This is a genomic window from Frankia casuarinae (genome assembly GCF_000013345.1).
GTDB lineage: Bacteria > Actinomycetota > Actinomycetes > Frankiales > Frankiaceae > Frankia > Frankia casuarinae.
The window spans coordinates 3,911,674-3,932,044 of record NC_007777.1; the positions used below are offsets into that span (position 1 = coordinate 3,911,674).

Genomic DNA, 20,371 nt, shown 5'->3' on the forward strand with positions numbered 1-20,371 from the left:
TGCCGGACGGTTCACGCCCGAACGGCGCGGAGGCCGAGGGTGGCGTTGACGCGGGCTCCGGGGGCGGCGCGGTCACAGGTCCATGCCCATCGGTCCGATTCCCGGGTCTGGTGGTTCCGAGGGTGGTTCCGGAAACCGTGGGGGCGGCGGGCCGTCCGGGTCCACGGCATCCGAGAGGGTGAAGACGTCCGGAAGGCTCGAGACACCTGGGAGGCCGGACGGGTCGGGGTAGGCGGCCGAGATCGGGTCGGGTGTGTCGGGGTCTAGGACCCGGTCCGGTGAGAGCAACCCGTGGCGGACGAGGGCGTTCGCCACGGGTGGGTCGACGGCGGGCATCACGGCGATTTCCCGGACGGTGACCAGGATCTCGCCGGCGATCAGTGGCACGTGCGCCGCGTCGCGGGCCTGGAGCAGACGGTCGACGGTCGGCCAGGCGGTGCCGGTCAGCGGGATCACGTCGTCGGCGTGCAGCCGGTGGCAGGCGCGCAGGTCGTCGTCCGGTTGGATGTCGTAGGCGAGCCGGCCCTCCTCGTCGAGGGCACGCAGGACCTTGCCGCGGGCGAAGCGGGGGTCGTCAACGGCCGCTACGGTCGCCCCGAAGGCGATGATCATCGGACCGTCCGGTCCGTCGACCGCGGTGTCCTTTCCCTCCAACGTGGCCCGCACCTGCGCGGCGTCGGCGCGCAGCAGGTAGCCGGGGTGTCCATGACCGGGATGCCCGGGCAGGTCGGCGACGTCCGGGCGCCACAGGTAGCCGGTCGTCCGACCGCCGCGCACGACCGGCCGGCGGATGGTTCCGGTCGCGGTCATCCCGCCCGGGCTGTCGACCCGAACCCGGGTGCCCGCCGGGTAGGGCGGAGGCAGGCCGACGGATTCGAGCGCGAGGCATTCCCGGTGCACGTCCAGGAAGCTCTGCTGCGCGAACGACAGCTCGCGGCGGTCCCACTGCTGGTAGATCACCTGGCCGATCACTTCGCGGACGGCGTCGTCCGACCGGGGATCCCACCCCGCCGGAATCATGACGTCGTCGCCGGCGAAGACGACGTCCCCGCCCAGCCAGACCCGGTAGGTCAGGTTGTGCCGGCTGCCGTCGTGCCGGCTGCCGTAGACGCCGTCGTCCGTGCCGGCGCCGACGACGTCGACCTGGTAGAGGTCGCGCTGCCAGGTCCGCAACGGCGGGTCGGTGTGCAGCAGCCGGCCGTAGGTGGCCGGTTCGCGGCCGGTGAGGTCGACGCGGCTGGCCCGCCACGGCCGTTCGTCCTGGTCGAGGCCGACGTCGAGGAGCAACTGTCCGTGCGCGACCTGCCAGCCTCCGGACGGGCCGGGGAAAACCAGCGCGTCCCGCCGCGGTGAGGCGGCGAATGTCGTGTGGACGGCCCGGGGAAACGGAAAGCGGAGGGTCTGCTCCAGCTCCCAGAGACTCAACCGGGCCACGGTGACGATCACGGCGGGTGTGCTGGTCTCGCCGGGCCAGCGCACCAGCTGGGCGGTGACGTCACGGGCACCGTCAGCCCCCGTGGTCGGCAGAAGCCGCCACCAGCCGGTGGGCACGGTGATACGAACCGGCGCCGGGTCGGTGAAGTACGAGTAGGAGGAACGCGGATCCTCGGGCATGGGACCTGTCATCAGCCGGCGGCCGGATCGGGCAGAAGGGTGGCCCGCACGGCCGGGGCGGGGCTGACGATCCCGCCGCGCAGCAGCCCGTGCGGGCCGAAAAAACCACCGGGCAGTGACGCCTGGTCCGGGTTCCACTGGTAGGATCGCACATCCTGATCGGCGCCCCGGGTTGCCGCGGTGACCGTGCCGGTTAGCATCCGCCCGTCGGGCAGAGCGACCTCGACACGCTCACCGGGGCGCAACGGCCCGGGCTTCTCCGCGACCAGGCTCATCAGCTCATCGCGGCGCCGGAGAACATCACGTTGCCCGGCGGTCAGCGCCAGCTCCGGGTCGGGACTGGTCAGCATCACCATCAGGCCGCGGACGGTGTCGCTGCTGCGCACCACGATGCCACCGGGAACCTCGATGTCGTTCCCGGCGACCATCACCCGGTCGTTCACCGACAGCCGGTAGGTGAGCTCCCGCCGCCCCTCGCGGATGTCCCGGCTGAGCGCGAGGACGTCCAGCCGGTAGACGTCGGACAGGTCCTCGAGACCCCTCGCCTCCCAGCGCAGCAGCACCCGGGAGCATGCCAGGGACTCGGCGTAGGTGACCGGTCCGCGACCGGGAACCCGCACCAGATCCGATGCCCGGGAAACCCGGGCTTCATCCGGGCCAGGCGAGTCCGCGCCGCGCGCCGCGACGGTGACACCCTCGGCCTCGGCATCCAGACGCACGGTGACCGCCGCCAGGCGCAGGGCCTCGTGTACCTCGTCGCCGAGAGCCATCCCGATCTGCGGTTCCAGCTCCCAGCTCGACGCGGCGGTCACCGTGCGCGCCGGGACGGTGAACAGCACCCCCGCGTCCGGCGCGGCCGGCCGGTAGGCGGCGACGCACAGCCGGGTCCGCGGGTCGACCCCGACCAGCCACGCTCCCGACGGCGTCTCGACCACGGCCGGCCGTTCGCGCCGCCGCGCGACGGACACGGCTCGCGGGGTTCCCTGACGCGGACCCGCGGTGGCGATCATCGGCCGGTTCCGTTCGACCGGTGTCGGCGGTTCCACAGCCCGCGCACGCGCACCACCCGAACCGCCCGCACCACCCGACCAAACCCCTCACGGGGCGCGGCCGGCCGCACGCCCTGCGCCGCGGGCCGGGCCGGGGGCGGCTCCCCGGCGGCGAGGGCGAGCAGCGCCGGGTCCCGAAACCAGTAGCGTCCATGCAGGTGCACGGGCGGGAGCGTGTTGTGCAGCAGCAACGCCTGCCCCGGCGCCACCTGGCGCAGCAGATGCGCCGGGAGGAGTTCCAGCCTGGTCGGCGCGTCGTTGATACCCTGCCGTCCGCCACCCGGCGCGATATCACTGGACAGGCTGCGCGCGGCGACATGCTCCTGCCCGAGCAGCGAGGCGGCGTAGTCCAGGGTCGACTTGTCCGACAGCCCGGAGAAGAAGACCTTCGTGACCGCGTTGGACACGATGACGTCGGCTTTGCTGCCGTAGGCCGCGTCGATCTGCGCCTTGCTCTGGTAGACGAGCATCAGCTGGATGCCCATGCCCGCGCAGGTGGAGATCCGGCCGGGCAGATTCTTCATCGGCCAGTTCCCCGCCTCGTCGATGACGACGAGCAGTGGCGGGTCCAACGGCTTACCTGTCACCCCGACCCGGGTATACACCGAGCGGATCAGATCATCGACCAGGCCCCCGAGCACCGGCGCCAACCGTTCGGCCCCGTCGAGATCCGCACACAGATAGACGCTGTTCGACCGCCGCCGCGGCCCGTCCCCCGGCTGCCCGGCGTCACCGAAATCCTCCGTGAACGGATCGCCGTCGGTGAACGGGTTGTTGTCGGTGAACGGGTCGAGGGCGGTGTCGGGCTCGTCGTCGGGCTCGTCACCGAGCAGCCAGTCCAGGCCGATCTCCGACCCGGCCGCGGAATACTGCACCGACGGTTCCTGCCACGGCCGGATCATCTGCCGGGCCACGAGGAACACCGACGAGACCTGCTTGGGATCCGTCTTCCACACCGCGCTCAGACCGGCCAGCACCTGCTCGCCGTCCACCCGGATCGCCGGGTCATCGTGACGGGCGAAGGCCTGGGCGAAACGCATCACCCCGTCGCGGTCCATGCTCGTCGTCCAACCGACCACCGCGTCCATCCCCAGCCCGGCGGTGGCGGCGACCCAGAACAGCAGGCCGAGAAGGTCCTCACCGGCGGTAGTCCAGAAACTCATGTCCGATCCGGAGGAGGTCCAGTCGGTGCTGTTCGCGATCGACCGGGCGGCCAGCCGCGCCCCGGCCAGCCCGGTGGACTCCGCCAGCGGCGACCAGGTCGCCGACAGTTCCCCGGTGACACCGGTAGGGTCGAAGACCCGCACCTGCCCGAGCGCCCGACGCCGGCGCACGGTCGCGCCCAGCAGGTCCGTCTTCACCGACAGGGCGATCAGCGGGCCGTCCCACTCCAGGATCGCCGGCACCGCCAACGCCGCGGTCTTCCCGCAGCGGGACGGACCGACGACCAGCACCGCCCCCCGGTCACCCCGGCGGCGGGCAACCCGCCGGTGCAGCAGCCGCGGCACCGCGTCATCCACCGGCAGGGACGCGTCCTCGGTCGCAAGCAACCGGGTAACGATCCCGCTCCGGGCCCGACCGAGGATCATCCGGCCCCGGACCGGCCGGCGGACCCACATCGGGGCGATCTCCCACAGCCGGGCGAACCGCGCCTCCGGATCCAGGCCCATCCGCCGCCGACGAGCCACCCCGACCCGGCCCTGCAGCAGGAAGAACAGCACCCCGCCGCACAGCACCGCGACCGCCATCGGCACGACGCTTCCGGCCCAGTAGCCCACCGGCCCCGGCAGCAGGACCGCGGCCTCCGCCGGCCAGGCCCGCGCCGGATCACCCGGACGCAGGACGAGACGCGGCACCGCCACCACCGCCGCGCCCAACCCGACCGGCAGCGGTTCATGCGCCCCGAACAGCAACGCGGCGGTCTGCGCGCCCGCCCACACCCCGCCCACGCCCGCCAGCACCGCGACACCGACGAGCAGCAGCGCAGGATCGGGCATCACCCCCGCGCCCGGTTCGCCCCGCGGGCTCACGCCGCCACCCCCGCCGACCCGCCCGGTACCGGAACGGCGACGCTCTCCCCCGGGGCGCTGCCAGCGGCGGGCAGGACGGCGGCCCGCACGGCGCGCACCGCCGCATCCCGACGCAGCCGCACCCCCCGATCGGTGATCCCGACCCGGGCGGCGACCTGCGCCTGGCTGCGCCCGGTGAGCGTCAACTCGGCCAGCAGCCGCAGATGCGCCGGCTCCACCCCACCGTCACGGCCCTCGACCAGCACATCCAGCAGCTCCGCGGACGCCCCACCCCGACCACGTCCCGCGACCGGCCGCCCGTCCAACCCGGCCGGTACCTCCGGCAGCAGATCAAGGTAGACCGTGCACCGATCCATCCGCGGCCGGTACCCGAACACCCGGTAGACGGCGTCCCGCACCACATTCGCGGCGATCTTCCGCGGCCGCCGGTCCAACGGAAACGTGCAGATCACCAGCCAGGCCGCGCCGACCAGCTCCACCAGCACCTCACCGAACGCCGAACCACCCCCCGCACCGGTCATCGCGGCCGGGTCGGCATGGCCGGCCCGCTCGGCGGCCCGCACCGTCAACGCCGGCATCACCCGCTCCAACACCACCCGCGCCGCCGCCCGGTCCCCCGCCCGGGCATGACCGATCAGCGCCGCCAGCCGCCGATCCGCCACCGCCACCGCCACCGCCCGGTCCCGCCCGCACGCCGCGAGCAGCCCGACCGCCGACCCGCAGTGCGCGGCGAGAACGGGATCGAGCGACCAGCGGCGCAACCCCTCGGTCACCTCGACACCGGCCGACCAGCGTTCCCAGTCCCGCTGCCAGCGACGCAGCCCTGCCGTACGGGGCACGAACCGCCTGCGCTCACCATCCGAATCCGAATACGTGTCGTTCGACATGGGACCCGACGATCCGAACCGGCAGCATCCACCACGTCATCGCCACCGTCATCACCCAGGTCATCGCGGCAACCACCCGCATCGAAAACGTCATCACCACCGTCATCACCCAGGTCATCGCCACCGTCATCGCCACCTCATCGCGGCGCCCGGCCACACCCGAACCGATCCCCCACCGGCCGCCGGCTCCCGCCGCGTCTCACCAGGTCACCCGACGGCGAAAGCCCCTCGCCCCACGCCGGATACCGGAGGCGGTGAGCCGCCGCCATCCACGCGGACCGCGGCCGGCACGGAAGCAGGACTTACTCCAGGAAATCCGAGAGGAACTTCGAGGAACGTTCCCTCTCCGCCTTCCGGAACCGTCACGCTTATTCACACAACACAAGCGAGCCCATCCGCACCGGAAAAGGGGCTGCCGCGGATGCCGACAATCGACCGCGACGCCGTCCTCGACGCCACCGACCTCACCGCGCTGGCCACCGAAATCTGCGGCGAACCACAAGGCCGGGGCCGCGCCGCCCGCTGGCACTGCCCGAACCCCGCCCACCCCGACGAACACCCCTCCATGGGCATCTACCAGGGACACCACGGCCGGTGGCGATGGAAATGCCACGCCTGCGGCGACGGCGGCACCGCCATCGACCTGCTCATGACCGGCACCGGCATGACCGTCCGCGAGGCCCTCCTCGACCTCGCCGACCGGGCCGGCATCACCCCCGCCCAGCACCACACCCCCCACCGCCCCCGTTCAACCGCCCACCCCACCCCCACACCACCCGCCGAACAGCTCACCCCGGTAGACCCGGCGATCGGCACCCTCGTCACCGCCGCCGCCGACCTGCTCTGGCGACCCATCGGCAGCGGAGCACGCCGCTACCTACACAACCGCGGCCTCACCGACCGGCTCCTCGCCGCCAACCGCGTCGGCTTCGACCCCGGACCCCGCCACCTCCCCCGCCCCGACGGACTCCCCCGCGCAGGCCCCGGCATCGTCTTCCCCGTCCTGCACCCCACCGACCGCCGGCCCGTCTACTACCAGCTGCGCTACCTCAATCCCGAACTCCGACGCCGCTACGACCAGCCCGCCCACGACCTCGCCCCCAACCCCAAACTCGCCCACCTGACCACCGACAGGCCCGCCCACCCCAACCTCACCGTCGTCTGCGAAGGCTTCCCGGACGCCCTGACCGCGGCCCACAGCGGGCTCGCCGCCGTCGCGCTCCTCGGCACCGCCCACGCCAGCCCCGCGAGCGCACCCACCCTCGCCCGCCGCCTCACCGAGGAACGCCCCGGCTCCGCGTTCATCATCTGCTTCGACGACGACACCGCCCACGACCCCGGCAAACTCCCCGCCGGCCAGAACGCCGCCGCCCGTCTCGCCGACGAACTCGCCCAGCACCAACGACTCGTCCTCAACATCCAGACCCCGGCCGGGATCAAGGACCTCAACGCCTGGTGGCAGCAAGACCCCGGCGCCGTCCACACCGTCTTCCGCGACCTCGCCACACTGCTCGAGCTCCCACACCCGGCCATCGGGCCACCAACCGACAGCCCTCGTCCTACCGGCCCTGCGCTGCCCGAGGGCCCCTGACCACCCCGATCTTGGCCACGTACACGGCACCGTCGCCCTGCCGGACCTCGGAGTCAACGCGCCAGCCCTCGTAGTTCTGGGTCTCCAGGTAGCACCGCCTGGTGATGACCTCCGATCAGGCGCAGGCGGACGCAGGATCTCCCGGTCCGGATTCGAGGGCTCGTCTGGAGGTTTGTACTATCTCGCCGAGGTCACGGACCGTGGGGAGCTCGGGCCATTTACCGTCCATCTGTCTCCACATCTGGCCTGCCTGCTGGATAACTGTCCGATTGGGTCGTCCGTCCACCGTGAGGAGTGCGTGACGCGCGGCGTCTGCGGCGGCTTCCGGATCCGGTTCGGGGCGGCGGAGGTAGGCGCGGCAGAGGGCGTTGTGTTTCCCGCCGATCTGCACATAATGGTCGGGGTTGGCCGCGATCTCCAGATCCAGGCCGACACGGGCATGCTGCTCGGCTTGAACACCGTCGCCGACGTGGGCGAGCGCGACGGCGAGGAAGCCGTGTATGAACGCGGCGTCCCCCGGGTTCGGGCCGGGCATGACTGCGCCGTCCCAAAGATGCTCTTGCATGTCGGCCAAGGCGGCGCGGGCGTCGTCGGGTCGGTGCGCGAGCGCCGCGGCCCGTGCCTCGCAGCCGGCGAGGATCGGCAGGGCGAACGGATGGGCGCCTTCCCGTGCCTGGGCGGCGATGTCGGCGGCTTCGCTGTACGCGCGGTTGAAGTAGGCGACGCTGGAACGGATCGCTGCGACGGATCCGTCGAGCAACAGGACGTCGGATCGGCGTGGAGAGCGGGCAGGCAGGAGTTGTTTCGTCTCGTCGGCGTGTTGGCTGGCGACCCGGAGAAGACTGCGTGCGGTGTCGTCGTCGCCGAGATCGAAGGCGAGCGTACCGAGGTAGAAGGCGTACTGTCCGGCGATCAACGTGAGGCGAGCGCGCACCGGCGGCGAGACACGGCGGTCGAGGATGCGTTCGATGTTCTGCCATTCCGGGCCGAGGGCGTCCATGAGTTCGCCATGGGGAGTGACGCGGTAGGCGGCGGCGATGCGGTGGATATGCGCTTCGGCTAGGTCGACACTGAGGGGGTCCGGGTCGGCCCCGGCGATGCTGCGGGAGAGGTCCGCCGCGACCGGGCCGAGTGCCGCGGTCCCCAGCGCCATGGCGCGTAGGGCGTCGCGTCTGTCCGTGGCTCTCGCCTCCCTTGGGTCACCTACGCCTATGGGCCCGTTGCTTGGTCCTCGTCCAGGCAGCGGGCTCGGTGTGATGGGTAGCGTGGCCTGTAGCCCTAACTCCTGCCCTTCCTTCGGGACGCTGCTTTGCGGGGACGGCTGCGCCTTGTCCCGTCGGGGCGGTTCGGCGCCGAGACGTCGCGCCCGCTTCTCTCTGTGTGCCTCATCCCGAAGGTGACGAATCCTCCCGTTGCAACCGAACACGACGTCGAATGCGTCGGCGAGGTCCGGCGATGGTACCTCACGGCCGTTGACTGCCCGGGAAACTTGCTGGCGAGGGAATCCTGTCCGCTCGGCCAGCCGCGTCCTGTTGGTACCAGATTTCTTGATCAATTGTTGGAGTAGGGCCACCAGCTCGTCCAAGGTGTCGTTTCGCTGCCGCTCAGCCTCCAACACCGTCTCTTCCTCCCGCCGCCGGTTCACGGGTGCAACAGACCGGTGCACCCCCTGAACCGGCCCGATGCGATCTGGCCCTGATCTGGTGCGCAGTGTGTCATGTCCTTACCGGCGGATGTGCCGACCGGCACCCGGAGGCCAGGGAGGATCCATGCCGACTACGGACTCTCCCTGCGGGTCGCCGGTGGCCGCCGCCGATGGTGGCCGTCTTGTCTGCGCCGGATCGCCGGGCGGGCAGAGGACGGCCGCATATACCGGGAGGGGGAACGGGCCCCACCGCTCGCAGGTGCCCTCCCCCTCCCGGACCCTGCCGACGCCCCGCCCCGGCCTGGACTGGATTCCCGTGCGGGACGGGGCACCGGCGAACTATTCGATCTCCGTGCTCGACGGCGAGGGAAATCCGGTCGAAACCTTGATCGGCTGGTCGACCCCCCAGCTCGCCGACGAGTACGCCCGCACCCTGACCGGTATCGCCGGCTACCGGGTGGTGCCCTGCCGTCGGGCCGGCGGCCCCTGAGACCGGGGGCGCCCCTTCCCCGAGGCGGCCCCCACCTGATCCCTCCCCGCCCGCGGCGACCGATGCCACCGGTGCGCTTCCGTGAGCGCATGCCGCGGGCGGGGAGGCTCCATCACACACGAGGAGACAAACGCATGGGCGGGCGAAACCCCGGCACCCCGGTGAGCGCACCGTTGAACTGGCGCCGGGCAACCTGCGCCCCCTCGGCCCAGTTCGCCCGGGACGGCGCAGAGGTCGTCATCCGCTACCGGTATGCCGGCGAGGTCCACGAGCTACGGTTTCCCGGCGTCGTCTGGTTCGCGCTCGTTCAAGAGGCCCATGCGGCCACGTTCACTACGCTCACCTCCGCGTGGACGGCATGGGCGGTCGCTGGCGGCTTGGTCCGCCATGTGGACGGTCATGTGGATCTGCGCTACGGATATCTGGGGCTTCGGGAGATTCGTTTGCCGGCCACGATCTGGGGTCAGATCCTCGCCGCGATCCGGGCGCGAGCCATAGATGATCTCTAAGGATGACGACCCGCGGACGTCCGCAGGCCACGTTCCGCGGCTGCCCATACTGCGTCAGCACCGGGCGCGCCGCATTCGGTCCGCCGGTGCTCCTGGGTCGGCGGTCTGGAGAACCTGCCCCACCCTTCCAGCAACATCATCGAGGAATGTGCAAACATGCTTGGCCTTCTTGCTCTCCGTGCGACCGTCGTCCCGACCGATGGTCTGATCACCCTGGAACGTGACCACCACCGGGAGATCGGGCTGACCAGGGCCCAGGTGGAGAAGCTGACAGACTCGAGTCTCGACTTCACCGAGGCCGGATCCATGATTTTTGCCGCGTTGGCGTCTACGACCGGCGAGCTCGAGAGGACATTGCGGCCGGGACGGCAGCTCACCGACGATGACCTGGCTGAACTGAACACCCTCGGCGACGCGTACAAGACCCAGACCATTCTTCTCGTACAGCTGTACGTCGACTCGGTCATCCGAGGAAACGCGCTGCTGCGTGAGGAGCAGCTCCCTCTCTGTCAGACTTGAGCATTCCTGGCGGCGTGGCCGCCACCTGATCGGATGCGACGATGTTCACCCACCTGCTTCCCGTCCGTCTAGTACGTCGAGGGCCTGAACCAGCACGGTCGTGGCGGTCTGGACTGATGCGAGCAGGTCGTCCCGGCTTGCTCCAGGAATCGACCCTGCGTCCAAGCCGGCTCGCGCGACGTACGCCGAGAGCTCGCCGGTCTGGGTCGATGTCATCCGCGCCCGGCAGACCGGGTTGCCCAGTAGTTCCCGGGCGACGAAGGCGTCCGCGGAATGCTCGGCCATGTCGATCAGCTCAGCGCACTGGAGATCGATCCCCTCGTTGACTGCCGCAGATGAGGCGAGGTCGACTGCGGTCAGGCCAAGTCGGAGATGGAACATCGTTGTTGGCCGGTCGCAGGAGAAACGAGCGGACCGGACCGCACCGAGCAGGGCTTCGAGGTCTATGTTGTCCCGCCGAGCGGCCCCGATGTTGATGTAAGCGCGAAGGCATGCCGCTACGGCGGTTTCCCAGGGCTGGCTCACCACGCTGCTGTCAATAAGGGCTAGTGCCGGATCGGTGTGCCCGCTGCGGACGTGGGCGATGATGCGTGCCTGGCGGGATTCTCGGAGCATTTCCTGGGCATCGTCGTATCGTGCTGCGTGCGCTGCTGCTTCTTCCCAGCGGCCGGCGGCCACCAGGTTTCGGGTGCCATCGTCGAGCATAACGACACGCATCCATTGAGCGGCTTTTGGGTACTCGCTATCCGCCGTGATGAATCCGCGGAAGGAGATGCGCTCGCCGTGGATCAGGGCGTCGCTGCCTGTGCGGGCTGCCCGTTCGATCTCGTTCAGCTCGTGGTGGGCACCGCCGGGATTTCCGGCCCGGCGGGTAAGACGGGTCAGGTTCACCAGCGGCTGTAGTGCGGCTATGATCGCGCTGCCAGATAGCGGCAGTGCGGCCTGGAATATGAGGAACTGGCGTCGGCACAGGTCAACTGCGAGGTCGGGAACACCGCAGTCGGCCGCAATCAACGCCGACAGGTTCCACACCGTGCAAGCGAGATTGATTCGGTCGTGGGGGTCGGTCGGCTCGTGGCAGGACTCCGCGCACTCGCGTACGCTGCGCACCCGAGCTTCGAGGTCTGTGCAACGAAATCGGTGCTGCTCGACAAGAGGAAAACGGGCCACGGCGCGTTCCGCGTCGCCATCGACCGTCAATGTCGGCCGCCCCCGCTGCATCGTTGTCCCGATACGTCGCATCGCTGGCAGGGGCTTGGTCGCTCCGGTGGGCGGGCCCAGGATGGCGGCACGCGCCGCCCAGGCCAGCGTGCTCTGTGTTCGGCTTGGCAATCCGAGGCGGTTCCAGTGAAAGATCGTCAGGTAGCTTGCCACGTCTCGGAGGCCCCGCTCCAGCGTGCCCGTGCGAGCTGCGCTGCCGAGGCTCTGCCCGGCTTGCCGGAAGGCGTCGGCCCAGCCCGCCGCATAGGCGAGAGGACCGTCTGCGTGCAGCAGCGGCCCGTCCGGAGTCGTGTCGACGAGCATCAACCGTTTGAGGTCGCTGATCATCGCCGTCAGCTTCGAGGTGGGGACGTCGGCGGGCAGGGGTCGTTCCAGAGTGACCCGGTGCCAGACGTCGCCTTGTTCGTACCATTCCAAGCCCGCTGCGCGCAGCAAACAGGTGCTCAGGAGCAGCGACAGTTCACGTCGGCCGAGCTCGGCGTCGGGATTACGGCTCAAATTCATGATGGAGTTGCTGTCAGCGCAGAACAGCCTGTGGGCGATGTCGATGCCGACCCCGCCGCCGAAAGCCGCTGTCTCTGCCTCGTATGTTCCTGTCCACCATCGGGCGATCCTGCCCTCGGTGACGAGCTCATCGAGGGCGGCCGCGGTGCTTGCCTTCATCACAGTTCCGGTTGGTCCTGGTCGGAGGCGAATCCTCCAGCAGGGATATTTCCGCATGAACCACCATGCAGCGACGATGCCGCAGTTTCCGGCACGATGGAGTAGTGGCGCGATGTAACGGGCAGCGGCCTGTTCGGCGGCGTGCCAGTCGGTGAACTCGATGTAGATCTGCCACCAGTCGGAGGCGACCTGTTGGTGAAGGGCCTGTCGTCCGGACCGCTGGTAGATGGCGGCGGCCTCAGCCAGTTCCGCTGGCTTCATGCGCTCGTCTCCGGCGGCCTCGTTCAGCGGTATCCCGGTCAACAGCTTCAGAACGGCGCGCTCGACATCCCTGTCGACGAGCGAGGCGCCTTCGGTTCCGCTTTCTTCTTCCGTTGCTCCGGGTGTCAGTCGATCAGTAGACACGCATCCCATCCAGAGCGCGGCGCGACAGTATGCGCGGCAGTGTGCAGGGTGAGGGCCGTGCCGGCTGTCCCGTTCAGGAGCCCGGGGCCGGCAACCAGGGTGACCCGCAAAGTCATTGATGCAGGTCAGCGGGGTTGTCGAGAGTGAGGATGGCCAGGAGCAGGGCGTTGTCGTGTCGGATTCTGCGGATGGTCGGGGCGATGCGGTTATGGCCAGCGAGGCGAATCAGCCCGATGATCAGGTTACGGAGTGTGGTCATGATGCGGGGCAGTGGGCCGGTCCGAACCCGCGAGGCATCCTCACGGAACGTCACATCGCGCACCCAGTGGACCTTGTTCTCGATCGTCCAATGCCCTCGGGCGTAGCCCGCGAGATCAGCGGGTGTGACCGCGTCGAGGGTGAGGCTCGTCAGGACGTGGACCGTGACAGTGCTCGGGATCGTCCGGGTGACCCGGGCCCGGCCCGTGCCGGTGGTCACGGTCCGCCGGACATGACGGCGGATCCGCGCCACGGTGCGGGCGTGGGGATAGCGGGCACGGATCGCCTCGCTGGCCTGGGCCAGCTGGATGGTGCGTCGTTCGAACCGTCCATGGGCCCTGCCCTCGGCGCTGTGCCCGATCGGGATCTTCGTCCAGTCGGTCGCCTGGTGGCAGTCGACCGACAACGCCGGGGTGTTCGCCTTCACCGTGAACACGAAGTGCGCTCCCAGCTCGGTGACGATCAGGTCGGCGTGGGCGCGGGTCGTGTGCAACGCATCAGCGGTCACCACCACCCCATCCAGCGGATCATGGGAATGCAGTTCGCGGAGCAGCGGTGCGAACGCGGTGACCTCGTTCGTCTTCGCGCCGACCTCATGCTCGGCGAGCACCACACCCGTGCCGTGTTCGGCGACCGCGAGCAGGTGCGGTGCCCGCCCCTCAGGCCCAGCCGCGCCACGCAGGGTCTTCCCGTCGACCGCGACCACCCGCCGCCCACCACCACGGGCCTGGCGGGCGCGGGCCGCGGCGAACATCCCGACCGCCCTCGCCAGCGCCGAGCTGTCCACCGCGGACAGGACCCGGATCATCGTGTCCACCGACGGTGCCTGCGGCTGCCCGGTCACCGGATGGACCCGCGCCCCGAGAGCGGTCAGGACCTGCGTCGGGGCGTGCGCAGCCCAGGCCGCGATCTCCTCCACCGACTTCTCCCCCGCGGCGACCGCTGCGGCGGACAGTCCCAGGATCACCGGGAGCCGGTGACGTATCCCTCGCGGGTCCCGCGGGTCAGGCACCCCGGCGAGTACGTCGGCGAGCCCCTGCACCTCACCGCCGTGCGCCCCCAGGACCCGCAGCGACCGCCGCATCCGGACCAGCTGCCCCGACCCGGCCTGTCCGAGATCGGTGGGAGTGACGGGCATGCGAGACTGGACCGGCAACGGGGCTCCCTACGGCTGGTGATCTAGGCAATCCCCGTCCTACCGGGACCCCGTTGCCTCACCGCAGCCACCCTCACCGTGGTGGCCCGCCGTTGTTCCCCCGGACCCCACGGCCCCACCGCCCCACCCACCCCACCGGCTGTCACAGAACGTCATCGGTGGCGTTTCCGCCGGCGCCGGAACCCACCCTCACACGCGCTACTCACAGCGACGAAACAGCAGCCGGGCCCGGATCCTCACACCACCACCGGCCCCAGCCCCCCGCACCCCGTCTCACACCGTCTACCTGCACAAACAGACTTTGCGGGTCACCCTGGGCCGGCAACGGGCTCGAAGTCAGCGAATCGAACCAGGTTGTCAGCCAAGCACTGCAATTGGTCGGCAAGTACCGGTGTTATGGCATCGTGAGCTGCGCGCCAGACTGTCTGATACACACCGGCCCAACCGTGGCACAGTCCACCATCTTTGATCCGCCCCAGCTGAACGGGATCGTTGAGACACTGGAAAAGCGCCTGTTCATACTTCTGCTGGCGGCGACCGTCACCGAGAGCGAGCGCCGCGAGCTGGCCCGCGCGGGCAAGCCCGGGAGTGCCGTAACACCAACTGGGACGCGCCGGGCCGGGCTGGCTTGTTCTGCCCTGACGCAGGTCGGGCAGAGTGATCCATTCCGGCCACCAGGGTCCGGCTTCGCCGTCCTGCTGCCAGGCGTCGAGCCAGGCGCAGACGTTTATGATCGTATCGTGCTGTCCGTCGACGACGACACCACGCCGCATCGCCCGACTGAGCAAGGACAGCGGCCCGGCTATCCCGTGAGCGAGGCCCAAGTTACTGTGCCCACCGGGGTAGGCAGGGGAGGCGCGGCGGTGCGGATCGTGGTTGACCCACCAGCCCGGCAGCGTCTGCCCGTCGATCCGATGCGGCTTAGACAAGGCGACGAGGTAGGCGAGAACCCGCTCCATTGCGCTGCCCTGGGGAGCGCGACGCAGTAGCAGCGCGCCGATCCCGGTCAGACCGAAAAACACGTCGTACTCGCGGAACCCTGGCAGTCTCCCGGCCGCGATGCGCTCCATGGCTGCGTCGGCTCGGTGGTGGGCGATCGCGGCGACGTGCCCGTCGATGGCGGCGAGGGCGCCGCGGTAGCGGCTCGGGTCGCTTCCTGCCGCGGCGTCCAGCATGAAGGTGATCGCTGGGGCGCCGAGGTACAGGCCGGTGTTGTCTGTGATGTTGGCCGGCGCGGCGACCGCGCTGCGGATCCAGCGGTCGGCCTGCTGCCACGTGCCGAGCCCGGCGTGGGCGCGTTCGATGTGGAGCAGGGCGATGCCCGCGCTGCCTTTCGTGAGGGACTGCGGTGCCCAGGGTTCGCTCTCGGGCGGGGGCTCGGGCAGAGCTAGCCGCTCGGCGTAAAGATCAACGGTCTGCGCGATTCCCGGAGGGGTGCTCGTTGAGGTCGCCACTCATGTCTCCGTGCGGTGGGCGGTGTGGCGCAGCGCGCAGGCCCGTGCGAGCCGGCCGGTGGCTCGTTCGACAGCCGGGTCGACACCGACAGCGCGATTGTGGTGCAGGTGCAGGAGCGATCGCAGGACCGGCATCGGGTCGCGTTGGTCAGCGAGGGCATCTCGGTACGCCGCCAGCGCACTGGCGCGGGTGCCCCAGGCAGCCAGGACATCGCGTCCGCCGGGCAGGGATTGCAGCCGCGTCCAACTGCCGTGCGGGTCGGCTAGTTCGAGTGTCTGTTGCCGTAGCGCGGGGTCCAGCCTTCCGTGTTCTTGGCGGAGTTCGCGGATCAGCCAGTCCAGCCCGTCTTGTGGGGACCCGGCGTAGCTCACTGCCAGGTCGACCAGGCTGGCAGCGGCCAGGGCCTGGGGATGCACGCCTGCGCGGATGGATGCGCTGATCTGGGCGATGGCGCAGGCCGAGTCGGCGGCGAAGACGTCCTGGACGTGGTCCAGGGCTGGGCTGTGTCCGTAACGTCCCGACTGGGGGTCATAGGTGGTGAGCGAGACGTGCGCGAGCAGGTGTTGTCGGCGCAGATCGTCGGCCCACCGGGCAAGGCATGCGGCGGCAGGGCCGTATGCGGAGGGCTCCGATAGCCAGAGGTATACGGCGAGGTACTGGTCGATCTCTGGTCTGCGCATTTCGCGGTTCCGCCGAAACCACCAGCGCGGCCTGTGGACGCCGAAGGCGTCGATCATGTGGGGAAGGTGTTGCGTCAGGAGTTCCTCGACGCGCGCCGGATGCCCGTACAGGTGCGCGGACACGACCGTGGACTCGCCGGGGAGATGCCCGGCGTCGACGGCCACGACTCGCCGTGTGCTGATGCCTGGCCCGGGATCTGTGGCGGGCTGCGGGTCCAAGACCATGGGGATCAGCACCTCGTGGGCACGCCCCAGCCAGGCCACGTCTTCCAGGGTCGACGTCTCGCGCAGTTCCAGGCGGTCAGCGCGTTCCAGCCGGGTGCGCAGCAGGAGACGGTGAAGCGGGTGGCCGAGGTCTACCGGCTGCCGCCGGTCGTGCTCCACCATCGCGACATGGCCGGGAACCCACCACCGGCTGCACCAGTCTTCCAGCGCGGCGTCCCACTCGGCCGTCGAGGCGCCGCGGCCGGGAAGTTCACCGGCCGCTAGCAGCCACCGTGCCGGAGACAGCACGGTGCGCCGGTATCGAACGCGTGGAAGGTAGGGAAGCTGTGCCGCCGCGCCGAAGTGGAATGCCTTGTACACGGCGGCTCGGGCGGTGGTGATCTCAGCGAGGAACCTCGCGAGCGGCGGGGTGTGCACGCCGGCCTCCAGGGCGTGGGCGACCCGCGGTTCGACGTACCGGCCGGTGGAGATCTGGGCGAGGTAGAAGCGGCGGTCGTCCACGCTGACCGCGAGGTCCGTCAGGGGGATCAGGCGTTCGTCGCCGTCGCGGTATTCGGCCACGGGGATCACATGTGTCAGGAGCTGCTGCGTGCGCGCGACGTTCTCGTTGCGCCGCTTACGCGGGGCGAAGGAGAGCTGCGCGGGGATCGCGTCGGTGCCGGCCGCAGCGAAGGTGCCCGCGATCAGGTCGCGGCCGTCCGCTGGCAGCAGGTGGGCGTAGCGGCCAGCCATGCTGCTGCCGGGCCGTGGCGTGCCGGTCACCGCCACCGTGAACCGGCCGCGGGCCAGCGCCTCAACGGACATGGAGCGGATCTCCACGGCCACCTCGACCCGAGCAGGCAGGTGCACGTCGGCCGGATCGCTGACCGCAAGCTCCTCGATCATCTGATCAGTCAGGACGATTTCGCCGCCGCCGGACAGCGTGGCCCGTTGGATCAGCGCCAGTAGTTTCTCGTCACGTTCACTCACCTGCCGAGCGGCACGCCTGCGCGCCGAGCCCAGATAGTCGGCCGGAACTCCCAGGCCACTGTCGGAGATCAGGTCCATGACCGGCACGAAGGCGCCCGTCCCGTAGCGGGTCCGGAACCGGGAGTGGTAGTCCCGCCAGGCGGGATAACCCAACGGATACGGTGAGAGTCGATAGAGGACCTGGACGGCGTTGCGGGCTTCCTGGGCGACCTGGTCCGGTATGTGAACGTCGCACTCCAGGATCGTGTCGACGATCATGGGTACCTCGGCGGCCTCGCTCAGCGCGTGCATCTGCTCGGTCACGGCCGACCTTGACCCGAGAACCTGGCTGGTGGCCGACACCTCCTTGTGGATCTCGAACATCGAACGGACAAGATCGCTAACCTCCGGAATGCTGTGGGCGTCAACGGCCTCCAGCTGAGCGCACGCATGACCGAGTGCATCCAGGCAGGTCATCGGCGCTGACAGATTGCTCAGCAGGATTCCTTGGTCGAGCAGACCCGTGAGCATCTCGTCGATCCGCTGCGCGGGGGCACTGGGGAAGCGCTCCATGAGCAGTGTTCGTAGCTCGCTGAACGTGACCGGTTTCCGCGTGGCCTCCAGCGCGGCGCAGACCGGTCGACTGTGGCGCACGGACACCTCGATCGGCGCCAACTCGTCCGCTATGCCATCCGGCGTCGGCGCGGGCGCTCCGAAGCGGTCACCGCGCACCAACCCGGCGCCATTGGCGACCAGCGACAGCCGCTCCCGCAGCGTCGGACACCGTTGCAGGCGCGCGAGGACATCACCGAGCCAGCCCGCGTCAACCCGGGCCTCGACCCGGTGATCGCGACCCCACCGCACCTTCGCCCCAGCATCGATCCGGGCCAGCGCGACTCCGGCGAACAGCCCAAAGGGAGTGGGACGGCGCTGCCACCGAAGCAGATAGGACGCTACGGAAAGCACGGTCCGGCGAACCACTCGCACGTCATGACCACTGGAGGTCAGAACGGTGTCAACCTGCTGAATCAGCGCGGGACTCGCCTGAGCGATCGCCGCGCGAATTTCCTCGCGCCGCCACATCGCCGACAGCCACGCCGACCCTTCTTCCGCGGCGTCGGCACCGAACAGGTCCAGGTCCGCTGGCAAGTCCAATCCGCCCGGATCGGTGCTCGCACGTAGTAGTGCTGCACCGGCCCACTGGTACATCGCTGGAGATCTCACCGCCATGCCGCCTCCCGGGGCACTGCTGCTGTGCGGGGGCCGTGGGTCGGGGAATGCACCGACGACCCCCGTACAGGTCAGGACGGGTCGTCGGCGAACGAGTTGCAGGAGCTGTCGTTGCCCGAGCAGGTGTTGCCGCATCCGTCATCGGTGGGGCAGTCCCCCATGATCGGGCCGTACGCCACGAGCACCCGTACATCCAGCGTGTACTCGTCGTCCTCGCCAGGCCGTTCAGCCAACGCCGTGGCGCTTCCAGACAGCGAAACCTCTGACATATGGATCATCCTCCTGCTCGGCGGGATGCTGCGCCCCGGCCGGCCGCGACGCTCGCCGCTCCCGGCCAGGAGATCGTGATCCGGCTGTGCTTCTTGTCGATGACGCGGCCAGCCGGCAGCTGGTCATCGGCGGTGCCTGCGGGGTCAACGCGGAACTGTGGCGAGCTGTGGCGGTGTTCCCGCCCCCAGACCTGGAGCTGCTCGGCGACCTGTTCGGCCAGCTCGGACGCGCCCGGACCGAAGGCATGCACACCTAACTCGACGTCCACCGAGTCCGCCGCACCGCGCGTCGTGACATAGGCGAGGGTGTCGTCGTCGACGACGGCCACCGCGGCGGAGTGACTGCCCGGTGGGGAGAGCAGACCCGTGTCCAGCTTTCTGTCCAGCACAACGCGACAGAAGCCCGGCAGCACGGTGGCGAGCCACATCTGCGTACCGGCCCACGGTTCGAAACGGCCGATCGTGACCCCGCTCCAGACCTCCACCCGCGGCGCGTCGAATACGCCTTCCAGCAGGCCCGGATCGGTCGGGGGCCCCTCCTCGAAGCGCAAGGTGATCTCACCCTCGCGTAGGACCAGCAACGTGGTCTGGTGCGCTCCGGCGCCCTGGATAGGCACGAAGCCGAACAACCGGGACGCCCGACTGAGCAAGTACTCGTTGGCTCGCTCGAAGGTGATCACACGCGACAGGCCCCGCAGCTGCAACGGCACCGCCAGACGACCGCCCTCGGCCAGCTGAGCCACCCAAGCCGGCGGAACGTCCCACGCACCGACCGTGACCAAAATACGGTCATAAGGGGCGTGCTCAGGCACACCGAACTCGGCGTCGGCGAGCACAACGTTCACCTGAGGGTAGCCGACCTGCGCGAGAAGATGGCGCGCCCGGTCGATGACGTCCTTGTCGATGTCGACCGTGGTGACCTGACCTGCCGGACCGACGAGCTCGGCGATCAAGGCAGCGTTGTACCCCCCAGAGCCGATCTCCAAGATCCTCATGCCGGGGGTGATCGCAGCCTGCTCCAGCATGTACGCCTGGACCTGCGGAGCGGAAACCGAGCTCACAGAACTTCCAGCGTCGTCGCGCTTCGTAACTACTCCGTTGTAAAGCTGGTAAGCCTCCTCCAGCTCCACCCCCGGTGCGAAGGCTTCCCGACGGACCTTGCGCATCGCGGCCTCGACCGGCCGCGAGGTGATCGTGCCCTCGGCAAGAAGATCGTCAACCATCTTCCTGCGCAGCTGCGCTGCGCGATCGAGGCCGGAGACGTCGCTGTTCGGCTCTACGGGTGAAGACACGTCGGTCACACGATCTTCCTTGTCGTCGGCGGGTGCGGTGGCGAGCCGTATGGCCGTCAGCGGCTCGTTGGCTCGTCCGGTTAAGAATGCCGGCCACGATCACGATCGACCAGGCCAGCAGCTACCCGTGTCGATGGTCATCGACCGACTATCTGGACATATCCTGGACGCTGTGGTGGTCATCCCTTCACTGTCCGTCGATGAGGTTAAAGAGAGTCTGAAGCGCCTCCGCCAA

At 69.6% G+C, this 20,371-nt stretch carries 16 protein-coding genes and 1 pseudogene; 4 read left to right on the top strand and 13 right to left on the bottom strand.

Annotation, left to right across the window (positions count from 1 at the left end; translation table 11 throughout):
- Positions 1 to 72 precede the first annotated feature (72 nt).
- The 5 genes from FRANCCI3_RS16605 to FRANCCI3_RS27125 are packed head-to-tail and all read right to left on the bottom strand — an operon-like array spanning position 73 to position 5,710.
- A complete protein-coding gene (locus tag FRANCCI3_RS16605; RefSeq protein WP_167534317.1) occupies positions 73 to 1,614 on the bottom strand; it encodes a hypothetical protein in 1,542 nt (513 codons plus the stop codon).
- Between the two features lie 11 nt (positions 1,615 to 1,625).
- A complete protein-coding gene (locus FRANCCI3_RS16610) occupies positions 1,626 to 2,624 on the bottom strand; it encodes a hypothetical protein (protein ID WP_049761108.1) in 999 nt (332 codons plus the stop codon).
- Positions 2,621 to 4,693, bottom strand: a complete 2,073-nt coding sequence (locus FRANCCI3_RS16615; RefSeq protein ID WP_011437689.1) for a type IV secretory system conjugative DNA transfer family protein — start codon at positions 4,691 to 4,693, stop codon at positions 2,621 to 2,623. The genes FRANCCI3_RS16610 and FRANCCI3_RS16615 overlap by 4 nt, the downstream gene beginning before the upstream one ends.
- Positions 4,690 to 5,532: a hypothetical protein gene (locus tag FRANCCI3_RS27120; RefSeq protein ID WP_157858568.1), complete on the bottom strand. Its 843-nt coding sequence runs from the start codon at positions 5,530 to 5,532 to the stop codon at positions 4,690 to 4,692. Before FRANCCI3_RS27120 ends, FRANCCI3_RS16615 begins: the two co-directional genes overlap by 4 nt.
- A 13-nt stretch (positions 5,533 to 5,545) precedes the next feature.
- Positions 5,546 to 5,710 carry a hypothetical protein gene (locus tag FRANCCI3_RS27125; protein ID WP_157858567.1) on the bottom strand — a complete coding sequence of 55 codons (165 nt, stop codon included), beginning with the start codon at positions 5,708 to 5,710 and terminating at the stop codon, positions 5,546 to 5,548.
- 291 nt (positions 5,711 to 6,001) lie between these two features.
- Here FRANCCI3_RS27125 and FRANCCI3_RS16630 point away from each other — a divergent pair, with 291 nt between their 5' ends.
- Positions 6,002 to 7,171, top strand: a complete 1,170-nt coding sequence (locus tag FRANCCI3_RS16630) for a toprim domain-containing protein (protein WP_011437691.1) — start codon at positions 6,002 to 6,004, stop codon at positions 7,169 to 7,171.
- Positions 7,172 to 7,286: 115 nt separating this feature from the next.
- On the opposite strand, the gene FRANCCI3_RS16635 is transcribed toward FRANCCI3_RS16630, so the two are convergent.
- The gene (locus tag FRANCCI3_RS16635) at positions 7,287 to 8,324 is read right to left on the bottom strand and encodes an XRE family transcriptional regulator (protein WP_235463241.1); all 1,038 of its coding nucleotides are present in this window, start codon (positions 8,322 to 8,324) and stop codon (positions 7,287 to 7,289) included.
- Positions 8,325 to 8,588: 264 nt separating this feature from the next.
- Positions 8,589 to 8,837: pseudogene (locus FRANCCI3_RS28785) on the bottom strand (helix-turn-helix domain-containing protein); the annotation flags it as partial.
- Positions 8,838 to 9,075: 238 nt separating this feature from the next.
- Here FRANCCI3_RS28785 and FRANCCI3_RS16640 point away from each other — a divergent pair.
- From FRANCCI3_RS16640 to FRANCCI3_RS16650, 3 genes are all read left to right on the top strand, one after another.
- A complete protein-coding gene (locus FRANCCI3_RS16640; RefSeq protein ID WP_035958671.1) occupies positions 9,076 to 9,306 on the top strand; it encodes a hypothetical protein in 231 nt (76 codons plus the stop codon).
- A gap of 134 nt (positions 9,307 to 9,440) precedes the next feature.
- On the top strand, positions 9,441 to 9,815 hold the full coding sequence (locus FRANCCI3_RS16645; RefSeq protein ID WP_011437694.1) for a hypothetical protein: 375 nt from the start codon (positions 9,441 to 9,443) through the stop codon (positions 9,813 to 9,815).
- Between the two features lie 156 nt (positions 9,816 to 9,971).
- The gene (locus tag FRANCCI3_RS16650) at positions 9,972 to 10,334 is read left to right on the top strand and encodes a hypothetical protein (RefSeq protein ID WP_011437695.1); all 363 of its coding nucleotides are present in this window, start codon (positions 9,972 to 9,974) and stop codon (positions 10,332 to 10,334) included.
- 45 nt (positions 10,335 to 10,379) lie between these two features.
- On the opposite strand, the gene FRANCCI3_RS24840 is transcribed toward FRANCCI3_RS16650, so the two are convergent.
- The 6 genes from FRANCCI3_RS24840 to fxlM all read right to left on the bottom strand — a co-directional run bounded on the left by FRANCCI3_RS24840 (position 10,380) and on the right by fxlM (position 20,145).
- Positions 10,380 to 12,623, bottom strand: a complete 2,244-nt coding sequence (locus FRANCCI3_RS24840) for a thiopeptide-type bacteriocin biosynthesis protein (protein WP_235463232.1) — start codon at positions 12,621 to 12,623, stop codon at positions 10,380 to 10,382.
- Positions 12,624 to 12,735: 112 nt separating this feature from the next.
- A complete protein-coding gene (locus FRANCCI3_RS16660; RefSeq protein WP_049760812.1) occupies positions 12,736 to 14,019 on the bottom strand; it encodes an ISAs1 family transposase in 1,284 nt (427 codons plus the stop codon).
- A 326-nt stretch (positions 14,020 to 14,345) separates the two neighbouring features.
- Positions 14,346 to 15,491, bottom strand: coding sequence for a lanthionine synthetase C family protein (locus FRANCCI3_RS16665; RefSeq protein WP_011437697.1), 1,146 nt, complete (start codon positions 15,489 to 15,491; stop codon positions 14,346 to 14,348).
- Positions 15,492 to 18,494, bottom strand: a complete 3,003-nt coding sequence (locus FRANCCI3_RS16670) for a lantibiotic dehydratase (protein WP_201783645.1) — start codon at positions 18,492 to 18,494, stop codon at positions 15,492 to 15,494. It lies immediately after the preceding gene.
- A 152-nt stretch (positions 18,495 to 18,646) separates the two neighbouring features.
- Entirely contained in the window at positions 18,647 to 18,844 is a 198-nt protein-coding gene (gene fxlA, locus FRANCCI3_RS16675) for an FxLD family lanthipeptide (RefSeq protein WP_035958751.1), read from the bottom strand.
- A 5-nt stretch (positions 18,845 to 18,849) separates the two neighbouring features.
- On the bottom strand, positions 18,850 to 20,145 hold the full coding sequence (gene fxlM, locus FRANCCI3_RS16680; RefSeq protein ID WP_011437699.1) for a methyltransferase, FxLD system: 1,296 nt from the start codon (positions 20,143 to 20,145) through the stop codon (positions 18,850 to 18,852).
- Between the last annotated feature and the right edge of the window lie 226 nt (positions 20,146 to 20,371).

What these genes read in the sequence shown, in the direction of transcription:
- FRANCCI3_RS16605 (WP_167534317.1), bottom strand. Translation starts at nt 1,614, where the DNA reads ATGCCCGAGGATCCGCGTTCCTCCTACTCGTACTTCACCGACCCGGCG.
- FRANCCI3_RS16610 (WP_049761108.1), bottom strand. Translation starts at nt 2,624, where the DNA reads ATGATCGCCACCGCGGGTCCGCGTCAGGGAACCCCGCGAGCCGTGTCC.
- FRANCCI3_RS27125 (WP_157858567.1), bottom strand. Translation starts at nt 5,710, where the DNA reads ATGACGGTGGCGATGACCTGGGTGATGACGGTGGTGATGACGTTTTCG.
- FRANCCI3_RS16630 (WP_011437691.1), top strand. Translation starts at nt 6,002, where the DNA reads ATGCCGACAATCGACCGCGACGCCGTCCTCGACGCCACCGACCTCACC.
- FRANCCI3_RS16635 (WP_235463241.1), bottom strand. Translation starts at nt 8,324, where the DNA reads ATGGCGCTGGGGACCGCGGCACTCGGCCCGGTCGCGGCGGACCTCTCC.
- FRANCCI3_RS16645 (WP_011437694.1), top strand. Translation starts at nt 9,441, where the DNA reads ATGGGCGGGCGAAACCCCGGCACCCCGGTGAGCGCACCGTTGAACTGG.
- FRANCCI3_RS16650 (WP_011437695.1), top strand. Translation starts at nt 9,972, where the DNA reads ATGCTTGGCCTTCTTGCTCTCCGTGCGACCGTCGTCCCGACCGATGGT.
- FRANCCI3_RS16660 (WP_049760812.1), bottom strand. Translation starts at nt 14,019, where the DNA reads ATGCCCGTCACTCCCACCGATCTCGGACAGGCCGGGTCGGGGCAGCTG.
- fxlA (WP_035958751.1), bottom strand. Translation starts at nt 18,844, where the DNA reads ATGTCAGAGGTTTCGCTGTCTGGAAGCGCCACGGCGTTGGCTGAACGG.